This window comes from Priestia sp. HNGD-A6 (assembly GCF_045784335.1).
GTDB classification, from domain to species: domain Bacteria; phylum Bacillota; class Bacilli; order Bacillales; family Bacillaceae_H; genus Priestia; species Priestia zanthoxyli.
Genome location: NZ_CP138621.1, coordinates 42,744 through 56,352 on the forward strand (window position 1 = coordinate 42,744; position 13,609 = coordinate 56,352).

Annotated in this window: 14 protein-coding genes and 1 pseudogene; 11 read left to right on the forward strand and 4 right to left on the reverse strand. The window is 40.5% G+C overall.

Features of this window, described 5'->3' with window-relative positions; all coding sequences use genetic code 11:
* Positions 1 to 132: 132 nt before the first annotated feature.
* Positions 133 to 1,620 carry a DHA2 family efflux MFS transporter permease subunit gene (locus SCI76_RS00210; protein ID WP_063247828.1) on the forward strand — a complete coding sequence of 496 codons (1,488 nt, stop codon included), beginning with the start codon at positions 133 to 135 and terminating at the stop codon, positions 1,618 to 1,620.
* 35 nt (positions 1,621 to 1,655) lie between these two features.
* Here SCI76_RS00210 and SCI76_RS00215 read toward each other — a convergent pair whose 3' ends face one another.
* Positions 1,656 to 2,336 (reverse strand): DUF421 domain-containing protein, encoded by a 681-nt coding sequence (locus tag SCI76_RS00215; RefSeq protein ID WP_048019143.1) that lies wholly within the window; start codon positions 2,334 to 2,336, stop codon positions 1,656 to 1,658.
* Between the two features lie 158 nt (positions 2,337 to 2,494).
* Between SCI76_RS00215 and SCI76_RS00220 the strand changes: the two genes are divergently transcribed.
* The 4 genes and pseudogenes from SCI76_RS00220 (at position 2,495) to SCI76_RS00235 (ending at position 6,747) form a co-directional block, all read left to right on the forward strand.
* Positions 2,495 to 3,139, forward strand: coding sequence for a LytTR family DNA-binding domain-containing protein (locus SCI76_RS00220; protein WP_014459738.1), 645 nt, complete (start codon positions 2,495 to 2,497; stop codon positions 3,137 to 3,139).
* 132 nt (positions 3,140 to 3,271) lie between these two features.
* A pseudogene (locus SCI76_RS00225) lies at positions 3,272 to 4,786 on the forward strand (acetyl-CoA hydrolase/transferase family protein).
* A gap of 119 nt (positions 4,787 to 4,905) precedes the next feature.
* Positions 4,906 to 5,868, forward strand: a complete 963-nt coding sequence (locus tag SCI76_RS00230; protein WP_048019145.1) for a quinone oxidoreductase — start codon at positions 4,906 to 4,908, stop codon at positions 5,866 to 5,868.
* Between the two features lie 102 nt (positions 5,869 to 5,970).
* Positions 5,971 to 6,747 carry an SDR family oxidoreductase gene (locus SCI76_RS00235; protein ID WP_033579237.1) on the forward strand — a complete coding sequence of 259 codons (777 nt, stop codon included), beginning with the start codon at positions 5,971 to 5,973 and terminating at the stop codon, positions 6,745 to 6,747.
* Positions 6,748 to 6,763: 16 nt separating this feature from the next.
* On the opposite strand, the gene SCI76_RS00240 is transcribed toward SCI76_RS00235, so the two are convergent.
* A complete protein-coding gene (locus SCI76_RS00240; protein WP_048019146.1) occupies positions 6,764 to 7,546 on the reverse strand; it encodes an SDR family NAD(P)-dependent oxidoreductase in 783 nt (260 codons plus the stop codon).
* A gap of 308 nt (positions 7,547 to 7,854) precedes the next feature.
* Here SCI76_RS00240 and SCI76_RS00245 point away from each other — a divergent pair, with 308 nt between their 5' ends.
* Together SCI76_RS00245 and SCI76_RS00250 are read left to right on the forward strand one after the other, a co-directional pair.
* Complete coding sequence (locus SCI76_RS00245; protein WP_048019147.1) at positions 7,855 to 8,052, forward strand: hypothetical protein; 198 nt, start codon at positions 7,855 to 7,857, stop codon at positions 8,050 to 8,052.
* Positions 8,053 to 8,194: 142 nt separating this feature from the next.
* Complete coding sequence (locus tag SCI76_RS00250) at positions 8,195 to 8,467, forward strand: hypothetical protein (RefSeq protein WP_045292176.1); 273 nt, start codon at positions 8,195 to 8,197, stop codon at positions 8,465 to 8,467.
* 29 nt (positions 8,468 to 8,496) lie between these two features.
* On the opposite strand, the gene SCI76_RS00255 is transcribed toward SCI76_RS00250, so the two are convergent.
* Positions 8,497 to 8,733 carry a hypothetical protein gene (locus SCI76_RS00255; RefSeq protein WP_013057410.1) on the reverse strand — a complete coding sequence of 79 codons (237 nt, stop codon included), beginning with the start codon at positions 8,731 to 8,733 and terminating at the stop codon, positions 8,497 to 8,499.
* 266 nt (positions 8,734 to 8,999) lie between these two features.
* Between SCI76_RS00255 and yjcZ the strand changes: the two genes are divergently transcribed.
* Positions 9,000 to 9,137: a sporulation protein YjcZ gene (gene yjcZ / locus SCI76_RS00260; protein ID WP_013057409.1), complete on the forward strand. Its 138-nt coding sequence runs from the start codon at positions 9,000 to 9,002 to the stop codon at positions 9,135 to 9,137.
* Between the two features lie 196 nt (positions 9,138 to 9,333).
* Here yjcZ and SCI76_RS00265 read toward each other — a convergent pair whose 3' ends face one another.
* Positions 9,334 to 9,534 (reverse strand): cold-shock protein, encoded by a 201-nt coding sequence (locus SCI76_RS00265; RefSeq protein WP_013057408.1) that lies wholly within the window; start codon positions 9,532 to 9,534, stop codon positions 9,334 to 9,336.
* A gap of 282 nt (positions 9,535 to 9,816) precedes the next feature.
* On the opposite strand from SCI76_RS00265, the gene SCI76_RS00270 reads away from it, so the two are divergent.
* The 3 genes from SCI76_RS00270 to SCI76_RS00280 all read left to right on the forward strand — a co-directional run bounded on the left by SCI76_RS00270 (position 9,817) and on the right by SCI76_RS00280 (position 13,524).
* Positions 9,817 to 11,517: a pyruvate oxidase gene (locus SCI76_RS00270; protein WP_048019148.1), complete on the forward strand. Its 1,701-nt coding sequence runs from the start codon at positions 9,817 to 9,819 to the stop codon at positions 11,515 to 11,517.
* 143 nt (positions 11,518 to 11,660) lie between these two features.
* Positions 11,661 to 11,903, forward strand: coding sequence for a hypothetical protein (locus SCI76_RS00275; protein ID WP_080754433.1), 243 nt, complete (start codon positions 11,661 to 11,663; stop codon positions 11,901 to 11,903).
* 187 nt (positions 11,904 to 12,090) lie between these two features.
* Positions 12,091 to 13,524, forward strand: a complete 1,434-nt coding sequence (locus SCI76_RS00280; protein WP_048019149.1) for a PLP-dependent aminotransferase family protein — start codon at positions 12,091 to 12,093, stop codon at positions 13,522 to 13,524.
* Positions 13,525 to 13,609 lie beyond the last annotated feature (85 nt).

Here is a 13,609-nt window from a genome sequence, read left to right on the forward strand (position 1 = left end):
CCGGTATATAATTAAGTTCATTAAATATTCGTGACATAAATTAATAGAATGAACACATAAACTATATTCTTAAACTGTTTGTCATCTGAAGATTTACATACAGATAATTTTAAAGGGAAAGGTCTTGTTAAAATGAATACACAAACACAACAGTCCGATCAAGCCCGAACTCGGTCTATTTTTGGCGTAATGATAATGGGAGCGCTCGTCGCTTTTTTAAATCAAACGCTAATTAACATTGCGCTTCCGCAAATGATGGATCATTTCCACGTAACGGCGGCTACGGGCAATTGGTTAACAACCATCTTTATGTTAGTAAACGGAATTGTTATTCCAATTACAGCATTTTTAATGAATCGATTTACGACAAGGCAGCTGTATATTACAGCAATGGGGCTGTTTACAGTAGGGACACTCCTTTGCGGTATCGCGCCGACATTTTCCGTTATTTTAGTGGGACGCGTCGTGCAAGCAGCAGGAGCGGGAATTTTATTTCCGTTAATTACAAACGTTATTTTTACGTTATTCCCGCCTGACCGACGCGGTTTTGCGATGGGGATTTTTGGAGTAGCGATGAACTTTGCACCGGCAGTAGGTCCGACGCTTTCTGGTTTAATCGTTGAGCACTACTCATGGCGTGTTTTATTCTTTATGATGTTTCCAATTGCACTTATTAACGTAATTGCGGCGATTATTTTAGTGAAAAATGTTACGGAAACAAGCCGACCTAAGCTAGACGTGCTTGGTGTTATTTTATCAACAATTGGATTTGGCGGCTTACTGTATGCGTTCGCTACGGGCGGTACAAAGGGATGGACCAGCACTGAAGTATTAGCCATGTTCATTGTAGGCGGTATTTCAATTCTGTTCTTTATTTTTCGTCAGTTGAAAATCGATCAGCCGCTTCTTGAATTTCGTATTTTCCGTTACCGTATGTTCACGCTGACAACAATCATTAACGTGATTGTGACAATGGCAATGTTTTCAGGTATGATTTTAATGCCGATTTATATGCAAAACGTACGCGGCTTCTCACCGTTTCTTTCAGGATTGCTGCTACTTCCTGGGGGAATTGTAATGGGGATTATGTCTCCGATTACAGGAAGGCTGTTTGATAAGTTCGGCGCAAGATGGCTTGCTGTTGTTGGTTTAGCAATTACCGTTGTGACAACATATGAATTAACAAAGCTTGAAACAACCACAACATTTATGTATGTCATGATTGTCTATACTGTTCGTATGTTTGGGATGTCACTGCTCATGATGCCGATCTTTACAGCAGGATTAAATGAGCTTGCGCTTAGTCTAAATAAATACGGCACGGCAATGGTTAATACGCTTCGAATGGTTGCCGGAGCTGTAGGAATGGCGTTCTTTGTGTCCATTATGATGAATCAAGGTGAGAAACACGTGAAAAACATCGTAACGAATCAGCAAATTTTGCCGACAGATAAAGGCAGTATGGCTGAAGCTGTGAATCAAGGTACAGCAATGGGTATTAACGATGCGTTTATGATCGCAACGATTTTAAGTGTAATCGCGTTTGTTTTAGCCTTCTTTATTCGTAAAACATCACCAAAAGAAGATACCATTACAAATCGTGTAAAAAAAGCAAGCTAATAAAAAATCCGTGCCTTATATGGTACGGATTTTTTTTATGAGTTAAACTTATCTTTTTTATAGTCAATATAAAGCGATCCGTCCGACTGAACCTCAGCGTAAAAGACGTCATCAATTGAGTTGACTCCCGCTTTTTCCAGCTGCTTATGCAGCCAGTTGTTATCTACATGCAGGTCCTTCAACGCATCTTCATTCGCTTTTCCGTCGTAAATAACGCCGGTTGAAGTGGGAAATAAAAGCGTTTTTGACCATGCGTTTGGCTTTTTATCTTGTTTTTGCATAACGGAAAGGTTTCCGTTGATTTCTAATATGGCGTATTCTACATCTTTTATGGAAAACACGTTTTGCTGCCTCAGCATGCCTAAAAGAGATTCAATATCTAGCCGCACTTGTTTTAACGCCTTTTCCATCACTTTTCCTTGCTTAATCACAATTTTAGGCTCACCGGTAATAAGATGCCGTGCTTTTTTCGATTTCATTCCAATATAGCCCATAGCAATTGTTAAAAATGTCCAACCTAGCAGTGAATAAACCCCTTTATCAATCTCCACTCGCTCATCGGTGGAGAGGGAAGAAGCGATATTACCAATCGTAATTGCCGTAATAAATGTAAATACATTTAACTGGCTGATTTCTGTTTTTCCCATGAGCCGCGTTAAAAGAAGCAGCACAAAAAATGAACAGGCGATTCGAAACGTCGATTCAGCATAGCCCATACATTTCACCCTTCCTTCATTTCATTGTTTTATGTTGTGAAAAAATAGAAATTTTATGCAGTTAAAAGGATAAATTCCATGCTTGTCTCCCAATCGCTTTTGCTTTTGCGCTACAATAAAGAAGCTACGTGTTTAACTAGACAAAAGAAGGTGAAACCATGAAACCATTTAAAGCCTCAGCCCTACTAGATGTTATCAGTGAATTGTTCTCCGATGAAGCGTCGATTGCCGTTTCAGATCTAGAAACGTACGTGTATTACCGAGCAAGCAAACGAATTAATTTGAAAATCAGCCCTGGAGATCAAATAAAAAAAGGAACGATTACATATAAAGCATTAGAACGAAAGCAAAAAGTATCGGAATTTATTCACCGAGACGTGTTCGGCACGCCTTACTACGGCATGGCCGTGCCTTTTTTAGATGAAGGAGATGTTCAAGGATGCGTAACGGCGATTTTTCCTGCGTTAACGAGCGGAAAGTCAGTTGTGACGTTAAAGGTGAACGAAGGATGGATACCGGTTCCTTTCTCAAAAATCATCTACGTAGAAGCGCGTGACCGAAAAACCTATGTGTACGCACAGAAGTATACGGGTACGCATAAATACACGTTAAATGAATTTGATTATGTGCTTCCAAAAGAAGAGTTTGTGCGCTGTCATCGTTCCTTTATCGTCAATGTGACACAAATTCAAGAAATTTACCCTGATACACATTCGACTTTTTTATTAGTGATGAACAATGGAGAAAAAATTCCGGTCAGTCAGTCGTACGCCAGTTATTTTCGAAAGCTGCTTGGGTTTTAACCGTCATTTAGCTTCATTATCATCAAATATGCTGTTTTGTCGCTATTTTTGTCCATTTCATTCCAAAAACTCTTGTGGACGCTTTCTTTACAGTAAAATGGTAAAAAAGAGCAAAAACAAGGAGTGAACAGAATGAAAAACGTTTGTAATCGAATTAAGCATGAAGCATTACAGAATCGCGTTGTCTCTGCTGAAGAAGCAGCGTCTTGGATTCAAGATGGAATGACGCTTGGTCTAAGCGGTTTTACACGCGCGGGCGATGTCAAAGCTGTGCCGTTTGCGCTAGCGAAACGAGCGGAAACTGAGGCAATAAAAGTCAGCGTGTATACCGGTGCTTCACTTGGGTCAGATGTGGATAAGCTATTTGCAGAAAAAGGTATGTTAAACAAACGCCTGCCGTTTCAAGCGGATCCGACGATGCGTAAAAAAATTAATGAAGGTGAATTTCAGTTTATTGACCAGCATTTATCGCATACTTCTGAATGGGTGCGTTCAGGCGTGTTAGATTCAATAGATTTCGCTATTTTGGAAGCGGTTTCTATCACGGATGACGGAATGATGATTCCAACAACGTCAATCGGCAATTCAATGGTGTTTGCCGAGCATGCAAAATCGATTATTATTGAAATTAACACAGCGCAGCCAGAGCTGTTAGAAGGTATTCACGACCTGTATGATCCGGGTGCTCAAGGACAGCGAGATGCAATTCCTTTGAAAAAATCCGATGACCGTATTGGTTCGTTAGGCATACCAATTGATTTAGATAAAGTAAAGGGTATTGTATTTACAAATCAGCTAGATTCACCGTCTACAATTGTAGCACCTGACGAAGAAACGGTTGTGATGGCTCAAAATTTGATTTCATTTTTACGCCAAGAAATTACAGAAGGGCGATTAACTGAATCGCTTGCTCCTTTACAATCTGGAATTGGATCTGTGGCAAATGCCGTTTTCCACGGTTTGTTAGATTCGGAGTTTCATGATTTAGAAGTATATTCCGAAGTATTGCAGGACGCCGTTTTTGATTTATTTGACGCAGGAAAAGTTACGTTTGCTTCCTGCTGCTCAATTACGCTTTCAGCAGATAAAATGAAACAAGTTTTCTCTAATTTTGAAACCTATCGAGATAAACTCATTCTTCGTCCGCAGGAAATTTCAAACCACCCAGAGATTATTCGTCGTTTAGGGCTGATTTCCATTAATACCGCGCTAGAACTAGATATTTACGGAAACGTTAATTCCACGCATGTGATGGGAACAAAAATGATGAATGGCATCGGAGGTTCAGGGGATTTTGCCCGAAATGCGCGTCTCGGCATTTTTGTAACAAAATCTATTGCCAAAAACGGTGATATTTCAAGCATAGTGCCGTTTGTTTCACACGTTGATCATACGGAACACGATGTGGATGTCATTGTAACAGAGCAAGGATATACAGACTTACGCGGACTTGCTCCAAGAGAACGAGCAAAACGAATCATTGAAAATTGTGCACATCCAATGTATCGCGATCAGCTTATGGCGTATTATAAAGAAGCGCTCACGTGAGGCGGACAAACACCGCACGTTCTTGAAAAAGCCTTTTCTTTTCATACGTCTTATCAAAAAAATGGAACGATGAGAGAAACCGTAGCACAAACAAATTAAAAAAACGCTTTGTCTCATGAGGAGACAAAGCGCTTTTCCACTGAGTAAGAAACTTGTGTTTGGTGTCTCTTTGAATTACGATGAAAGGGAATACATAAAGAAAACGAGGTAACTTATCTATGAAAGCATTAGTATTTGAAAGGTTTGGAGGACCTGACGTTCTTCACTATCAAGATATACCGAATCCCTCTATTGATCCAACAGACGTACTAGTAAGAACAAAAGCAATTGGACTTAATTTTGCGGATGTGTACCGAAGAAAAGGGAACTACCACTTAACGGGTACACCTCCGTATATTTTAGGATATGAAGGAGCAGGTGTGGTAGAAGAAGTAGGAGCAGAAGTAAGTCATGTTAACGTAGGAGACCGCATTGCTTTTGCTGACGTTCCTTTTGCAAATGCAGAGCTTGTTGCCGTGCCACAGGATAAAATAATTGCTGTACCTGACGATATTTCGTTTGATACAGCTGCTTCTGTGCTTTTGCAAGGGTTAACGGCCCACTATTTAACACAAGACAGCTACAGCATTCAGCCGGGTGATTATGTACTTGTTCACGCAGCTGCTGGAGGTGTAGGGCAGCTTTTAGTTCAAATTTCTAAGCTATTAGGCGGACAGGTTATTGGCTTAACGTCATCTTCTGAAAAAGCAAAAGCAGCGGCTCGAGCAGGGGCTGACTATGTCTTTTTATACGAAGATAACTGGCTAGAACAAGTGAAAGAAGTAACGAAACGAGGCGCAGATGTTGCCTACGAATCTGTAGGGGTTACGCTAGAAAAAAGCTTTGAAGCCGTAAAAACAGGCGGAACCGTGGTGTTTTACGGAATGGCAGGAGGCGATCCGGCCCCGGTCGACCCACGTATGCTGATGGATACCTCTAAAACGCTTACAGGCGGAGATCTGTGGAACGTGCTTGTATCTTATGAAGAACGCAAAGTACGCTCACAGCAGCTGTTTGAGTGGATCAGTAAAGGTCAGCTTGTGCTAACCAATCCTGTGGTATTTGACTTAAAAGACGGAGCGAAAGCACATGAGCTTCTTGAAAGCCGAAAAAGTACAGGTAAAATTTTGTTAAGACCGTAAAAGAAAAGCCCTTTCGTCAAGGGCTTTTTTCCGTTAGTAAAGGAGAAATCAAGGAGCTGTCTAATATATAGTAGAGAAGTAGAGTAAAAGAGGTGAAGGTCGATGAAACATGCATTAATTACAGCAGGTCATAAAGGTATCGGCAAAAAAGTAACAGAACAGTTTCTAAAAAAGCAGTATTCCGTTACCGTCCATTTTCGCAGTGATAAAAATAAAGTGCGAGAACTGCAAGAAGAATGGCATCAATATAGTGATAACGTACAGTTTGTAGAAGGAGACATAACAAATAAAGAAGATATTGAACATGTCGTTGCGCAGGCTATGGAGCGGTTTGGACGTATTGATGTTTTAATTAATAATGCAGGTCCGTATGTATTTGAAAGAAAAAAATTAATAGAGTACACAGACAGTGAATGGTATGAAATGGTGGAAGGGAATTTAAGCTCTGTTTTTCACTTTGTTAAAGCTGTTGTTCCTATTATGAAAAAGCAGCAGTTTGGAAGGATTATTACATACGGTTTTCAAGATGTAGAGCATACCCCTGGATGGATGGACCGCGCGGCTTTTAGTGCCGCTAAGTCAGGGCTGGCTTCTCTGACCAAATCGCTTGCTCTAGAAGTAGCCGAATACGGGATTACGGCCAATATGGTCTGTCCCGGAGATATTGTAGGAGACATGAAAGAAAGTGATATCATAAAAGCAAGATTACTAGAAGACAAGGAAACGCCTGTGGGCCGATCAGGTACGGGAGAAGACATTGCGCGTATTATTGAGTTTCTTTGTGATGAAAACTCAGATATGATTACAGGCAGCATTATATCTGCTTCGGGTGGAGTAGACGTTGTTCATAAAAGCAAAAAACAAGCCCCTGGCAGATAATGCAGGGGCTTGTACGTTACAGCAGCGATTCTCCGCCGTCAATAAACATTTCACTTCCGGTAATATGTTTGGACGCGTCAGAAGCTAAAAAGGAAATTAAATCTGCTACTTCTTCAGGCTTAGCCGAGCGTTTAGCAAGCGGTTGATTGCCATTTGGATATTCAATTGGAATCGCGACTTCTTTTAATTTGTCTTCTTGACGGAATGTATTGCTTTCAATATTTGTATCAACTGCTCCTGGACAAATGACGTTAACCCGTATTCCGTATGTAGAAAGTTCAAGAGCTGCCATTTTGCCGAAGGCCATTTGGCCAGCCTTGGAGGAACTGTATGCGCTCATGCCGATGTTTGAAAATGTACGGTTGCCATTAATGGAGCTAGTAATAATAACGCTTCCTCCCTGAGCTTTCAAATAAGGAATAGAATGCTTCACGGTTAAAAAAGTACTCGTTAAATTTGTATCAATTGTTTTTGTCCAATCTTCTGGTGATAGTTCTTCAATAGAAGAAAACGTACCGTTGATGCCTGCGTTAATAGAAACAATATGTAATTGACTCCATAAGCTGCTAATCGTTTCGATACTTTCTTTTATACTTTCAGAGTCAGATACGTCTGTTTTAATGGCTATACACTCTCCGCCGCTCGCCATGATGGTCTCTTTTACTTCTTGTAATTTTTCTTCCTCTAAGTCTAAAAGAGCAACGCGCGCTCCTTGTTCAGCTAATGTGATGGCTGAAGCGCGTCCAATTCCAGATGCCGCTCCCGTCACAAGCGCAACTTTTCCAGTTAATGCAATCATTTGTAACCCCTCCATATAAAAATGTTGTTTCCTTTCTTTAACCTATAAGAAGGAAATAAAAACCTCTTTTAAACTATTTGTGTTTAAATTTGCTAAAAGATGCCAAAAGGAAAAGAGAAAACAGCGGCGAATTATTAATATGACGCCAGAACACGAAAAAGGCTAAGGTCAAATGAGCTTGCTTGAGTAGCTAAAGATATACTCTGTCTTTTCAGAAGAATGTTTATATAAAATTTTACATCAGAGGGACTTGCAAATCGTTCCTTGAAAGCTTACACTAGTAAAGCACAGAAAAAGGACGGTGTTTTATGAAGAAGAAAGATAATGTAATTCCATTCCCGCAAAGAAGGGAAGCAGCTGCTTATGTTCCTGCTGCTATTAGCTTAGATAAGGATATTGTGGAGTTTTTAGAAATTATGAATTTTGAAGATCGAAATGATTTTTTAAATGAAATGATTGATTCATTTTTTAAATATGTAAAAGGTGAAGAAGACGAAGTAAGATAAAAAGTAACGTAAAGACATCCAAAGAGATGTTTTTTATTTTGTGACCAATTGCTTAAAATGCATGCTTAAGCCTCGTATAGTTATTTATGGTATAGTATACATTAGATACTATCTAGCAGGTGCAAATGCGAGGAGTGATAAGATGAGTGGATTTAAAAAAGACATTCGTGCCGGATTTGAAGAACCACACTCACTAGAACAATTAAAGCATGAAATGGAGCAAAGCCTGTGGAATTTAAGAAAAGATTTGCGAAATGAAAATCGTTCGGAAACGGAAATGGAAATGATTAAAATTTCGCTGCTGTCACTATTTGAGGAGCAGGCCAATAATTTGAGCAAAACGGAGCTCTCTGATTACCTTGCAGACTATCACAAAAGAGTCGAGCAATTATTCGACAGGTATAGCTATAAATAAGACAAGCATCCTTGCGGGGATGCTTGTTTTTATTTGAGCAAAATTCGCTTGTATTCGTTGCGTTTCAGAGGTTTGGATACATATCCGTCAGCTTCTAGCTGATAAATAATGGTGGCAGCTGCATATACGCTAAAGGCATGATCAAGACCAAAGTAGTCTTGCAAGGCGGCGACGCTCACTTCCTCTTGAAAGATTTTACTGCGGTTCGATAAGACAATAGGGTAGACGTTTTTAACGATTTGCTTTGAAATTTCGAGTGTTAACATATTGAATCCCTCCTGTGTGAGTGTACATAACTAAAGGTATTCAGCGCATTGTACATTCATGAAAAAGGGAGCGATTACATTTTTAAAAGATAAAGAAAAGAGGAGTAAATGCCCATAAAATCAGATATTTTATCACTTTGTGGAACTTGTTTGAGAAGCTCAGTATTTTAGTGTATGACAAACATTTTCAAAAGTTCTATGGAATTATTAGGAGCAATTTAACTAAATCCACATATCTTAAAGTATAGCAAATGGAGGTGAAACACATGGGATACTACGGAGGTTACGGATACGGTTGTGGTTATGGCGGCGGTGGCTGCGGCGGCGGTTTCGCTTTAATCATTGTACTTTTCATCTTATTAATCATCATCGGCGCTTCTTGCTTCGGCGGCGGCTGGTGCTAATTATTAAAAAATGAGGACGATGCAACATCCACACTTTATTTCTTCAACTATTTCTTCCACAAAAGGTCTCTTCGGAATGAAGAGACTCTTTTAGTTTACTATTTATAATAACGTGTACAAACTACATGTTAAAAAAATTTATGCGTAGCTCTACATAAAAAAAAGACTCTGACTGAAATCAGAGTCTTTTTACTACTTATGCTTTTTGAACGTTAGCAGCTTGAGGTCCGCGTTGACCTTCTTCAACGTCGAATGTTACAGCTTGACCTTCGTCTAAAGATTTGAATCCTTCGCTTTGGATTGCTGAGAAATGTACGAATACATCGTCGCCGTTTTCGCGTTCGATAAATCCGAAACCTTTTTCTGCGTTAAACCATTTTACTGTACCTTTTTCCATGAATGTTGCCTCCTCGTGTGCTATGCACACATTGTATTACTATCCTTGCTCATGATCAAAATCTTTAAGACGAAAGTATTCACCTATCGATTGTTGCCGAACAAAAATAATTCTTCTTATAGAATAGCAAAAGATAATGATAATTGCAAGGAATGAAGAAAATTTAACGAAGATGTTGTCTTCCTTTAACGAAAGAAAACGAAAATTATACGGCTGAAAATAAGTAAGAAAGAGCGTATCAGGTCACACTATCTCTATATATAAGAAGAAAGGGGTAGTCATATGTTTAAACAAAAAGCTGGAGAAAAACTGATTGAACTGCTAATTGAATGGGGCGTTGATCATATTTACGGCATGCCAGGAGACTCCATTAATTCAATTATTGAACCGCTTCGCAAAGCCCAGGATAAAATTAAATTTATTCAAGTAAGGCATGAAGAAGCGGGAGCTCTCGCAGCAGCTGCATATGCGAAGCTAACGGGTAAAATCGGTGTATGCACGGCTATTGCCGGACCGGGAGCAATTCATTTACTAAATGGCTTATATGATGCCAAATTAGACAAAGCGCCCGTTTTAGCACTTACGGGGCAAGTAGAATCAGATCTCATCGGCAGCGATGCGTTTCAAGAAATTAATTTAGAGAGAATGTTCGATGATGTGGCTGTATATAACCAGAGAGTCATGTCCGCTGAGCAGCTCCCGACTGTTGTTAATCAAGCGATTCGAACAGCGTATGCTAAAAAAGGTGTGGCTGTGTTAACCATTCCCGATGATATTCCTCGTTTTGAAGTTGGATCAGAAGCACGAGAAACATCAAGCATCATTGTCAAGCAAGACATTTTCCCCCATAGAGAAGATCTTGAAAAAGCAAAAGATTTGATTGGTAAAGCGGAAAGTCCGGTTATCCTAGCCGGTCGAGGCACACATGAAATGAGAGAAGAGCTGCTTGCATTTGCAGAAAAAATCGCAGCACCGATTGTTCTTACGCTTCCTGGAAAAGGCGCAATACCGGATGAACATCCATATTGTCTCGGAGGACTTGGATTAATCGGGACAAAGCCAGCGTATGAAGCGATGCAAGAAGCGGATACGCTCATCATGATTGGGACATCTTATCCGTTTACAGGATTTTTGCCAGACCATGCGAAAACGATTCATATTGATATTGATCCTGCACAAATTGGCAAAAGATATCCTGTAGATGCAGGGCTTGCAGGAGAAGCGAAAGCAACGGTTCAGTGGTTTTTAGAAAACGTTGGCCGCTCAGAGCATCGCCAGTTTTTAGAGCAAAGTCAAGAACGTATGAAAAAGTGGTGGAATCAGCTTGATACCCAAGAAGCCAAAGAAAGTGTACCTATCAAGCCTCAGCGAGTGATTCGAGCGCTTCAGCACGTAGCGGATGATAACGCGGTCTTGTCTGTAGATGTAGGAAACGTCACAGTATGGATGGCGCGTCATTTTCGGATGACAAATCAGCAGTTTGTGATTTCAAGCTGGTTAGCCACTCTCGGATGCGGGCTGCCGGGCGGAATTGCTGGAAAAATTGCTTATCCCGAGAAGCAGGTGTTTGCGGTGTGTGGAGACGGCGGCTTTGCGATGACAATGGCTGACTTTATTACAGCTGTTAAATACAATCTTCCGCTAGTCGTAGTGCTATTTAATAATCATAAAATCGGCATGATTAAATTTGAACAAGAAGTAATGGGAAATGCTGAATTTGGGACAGATTTAACAAACCCGAATTTTGCTAGGTATGCAGATATCTGCGGAGGTGTTGGCTACCGAGTAGAAAAGGAAGACGAGCTGTTGCCGGCTTTTGAAAGTGCAGTTAGACAGAATAAACCGTGTATTATCGATGTAATCGTTGATGCAAACGAAGCGCCTATGCCAGCAAAAATAACGCTTGGGCAAGCAACAGGGTATGCCAAGCACATGGTGAAAGAATTGTTTCAAGAAGGCAAGCTAGATTTACCGCCTTTATAAAAAAATAGGCTGTGACGAAAGTAATTTAGTTGAAGAAAGATCCGAACGATGAATCGAGATTCTTGATAGAGAATCAACTTCGTTTGGGTTTTTTTTATTGGCATGGTGAATGTAGTTTTCATGTATTTCGTTGCTTCTAGCAGTTGATTGGAGAGCAAGGCGAAGACTCCTGCGGGAAAAGCGGAATAGGTGAGACCCCGCAGGAGCGTATGCGACGAGGAGGCTCACCGGCCGCCCGCGGAAAGCGAAGTCTTGCACGGAAATCAAATGTGGTGTACCAAGCAACCCATATGAGCTCATGTATCCCATTTGTTCGTCTTCAGATTGGACTGGTGTGGTTATGTCTCAATCTCTTTTTCATGGTGAAATTCATTCAATATGATTAACTATAAAATTATTATGTAAACTAAAATACCTAAAAATGAAAAATAGCTACTATTATAATTTTTGATAAAGTGGATGAGCAAAAAAACACCGAATTGGATGGTCTTTTTTTATAAAACTGCTTTAAGATAAGAGAGATAAAGGATAAACTACTAATTAAGAAAGTTTAAATGTAAGGACTGACGCCGCATGAACTGGAGACCAGATCGCGCTAGCAAAAAAGCGATTTATAAACAAATTGCAGAATATATTGAAAGCTGTATTTCATCGGGAGCTTTTCCACCGGATTCTATGCTGCCATCAGAACGAACGCTTGCCGCTGAGCTCAACGTGAACAGAAGCACGGTAGTAGCTGCTTATGAAGAGTTGCAGGCACTTGGAATCGTAGAACGTAAAAAAGGAAGCGGCACGCGAGTGAGTTCTAGCATCTGGGGGATTTCCCGAAAACGTATTCCAAACTGGGGGAGATATGTAGAAGACGGTTCATTTTTGCCTAATTTACCGCTCGTACAGCGAATCAGAAGCGAGGCTTTGCGAACAGATTTTGTGAACTTAGCCAGCGGAGAGTTAGCTCCTAGCTTATTTCCAAGCGAAGATTTTCAGCAAATATTAGCGGGCATGCCTTTTAATGAACATTTAGGCTATGATCATCCCCACGGCAATGAACGTTTGCGCGATGCTATTGCTGCTCATGTTTATGAGTACCGGAAAATCTCCACTGACTCCAATTCTATTCTAATTACATCAGGTGCACAGCAAGCACTTCATTTGATTGTGCAGTGTTTGTTAAAACCAGGGGATGCAGTAGCGATTGAAGATCCATCCTATAGCTATTCACTGCCGCTCTTTCAATCAGCAGGTCTACGAACGTTTTTACTGCCTGTAGATAAAAATGGAGCCAACCCGGACGACTTAGTAGAATTACATAAAAAGCATCGCATTCGTATGGTTTTTTTAAATCCGTATTATCAAAACCCGACTGGTATTGTGTTATCAGAAGTGCGTCGAAAGCGGTTTTTAGAGCTTTCTTCAGAATACGGCATTCCGCTTATTGAAGATGATCCTTATTCACTCACGGCATTTGACGGAAATGTACATCAAACGCTGAAATCCATGGACGAGAACGGAAATGTCCTCTATATCAGCTCGCTTTCTAAAATCGTGGCATCGGGGCTTCGAATTGGCTGGATAGTGGGGCCGGAGCAAGTGATTCAGCGTCTGGCAGACGCTAAGCAGCAAATTGACTTTGGCCACAGCATCTTTCCGCAGTGGATTGCTTATCAATTCTTAGATTCTCCTACGTTTTCTTCGCATATTGAAAAGCTTAGACAAGAGCTCAAAAAGCAAGAGTATGCTATGTCGTCCAGTTTGAACGAATTGCTTGGATCAAAAGTATCTTTCGATTCGCCTCAAGGCGGGATTCATTTATGGTGCAAAGTGAATCAGCCGGTCGATGACTATCGTCTATTGGAAGAATCGCTTAAAAAAGGAGTAGCCTTTGTCCCAGGAAGCGTGCTGAGTTCTCAAAGCGGAGCTATTCGCTTTACGTTTGGCAGAGGGGAAGAAGAGGTTATTCGAGAAGGAATTAAACGATTTGCGAGCGCCCTAGAGAGTTTGGAATAGCTATAAACATAGGTAAACGTGCTGGATGAAAGTTTTATTTTATTATTTCGTATAGATTGTTATGATCTTGTGCTATACTAAGAGT

Coding starts and splice junctions, on each gene's coding strand:
- SCI76_RS00245 (WP_048019147.1), top strand. CDS start 7,855: ATGAAGAAGAAAGATAATGTAATTCCATTCCCGCAAAGAAGGGAAGCA.
- yjcZ (WP_013057409.1), top strand. CDS start 9,000: ATGGGATACTACGGAGGTTACGGATACGGTTGTGGTTATGGCGGCGGT.
- SCI76_RS00220 (WP_014459738.1), top strand. CDS start 2,495: ATGAAACCATTTAAAGCCTCAGCCCTACTAGATGTTATCAGTGAATTG.
- SCI76_RS00280 (WP_048019149.1), top strand. CDS start 12,091: ATGAACTGGAGACCAGATCGCGCTAGCAAAAAAGCGATTTATAAACAA.
- SCI76_RS00240 (WP_048019146.1), bottom strand. CDS start 7,546: ATGATTGCATTAACTGGAAAAGTTGCGCTTGTGACGGGAGCGGCATCT.
- SCI76_RS00210 (WP_063247828.1), top strand. CDS start 133: ATGAATACACAAACACAACAGTCCGATCAAGCCCGAACTCGGTCTATT.
- SCI76_RS00250 (WP_045292176.1), top strand. CDS start 8,195: ATGAGTGGATTTAAAAAAGACATTCGTGCCGGATTTGAAGAACCACAC.
- SCI76_RS00265 (WP_013057408.1), bottom strand. CDS start 9,534: ATGGAAAAAGGTACAGTAAAATGGTTTAACGCAGAAAAAGGTTTCGGA.
- SCI76_RS00230 (WP_048019145.1), top strand. CDS start 4,906: ATGAAAGCATTAGTATTTGAAAGGTTTGGAGGACCTGACGTTCTTCAC.
- SCI76_RS00235 (WP_033579237.1), top strand. CDS start 5,971: ATGAAACATGCATTAATTACAGCAGGTCATAAAGGTATCGGCAAAAAA.
- SCI76_RS00270 (WP_048019148.1), top strand. CDS start 9,817: ATGTTTAAACAAAAAGCTGGAGAAAAACTGATTGAACTGCTAATTGAA.
- SCI76_RS00215 (WP_048019143.1), bottom strand. CDS start 2,336: ATGGGCTATGCTGAATCGACGTTTCGAATCGCCTGTTCATTTTTTGTG.
- SCI76_RS00255 (WP_013057410.1), bottom strand. CDS start 8,733: ATGTTAACACTCGAAATTTCAAAGCAAATCGTTAAAAACGTCTACCCT.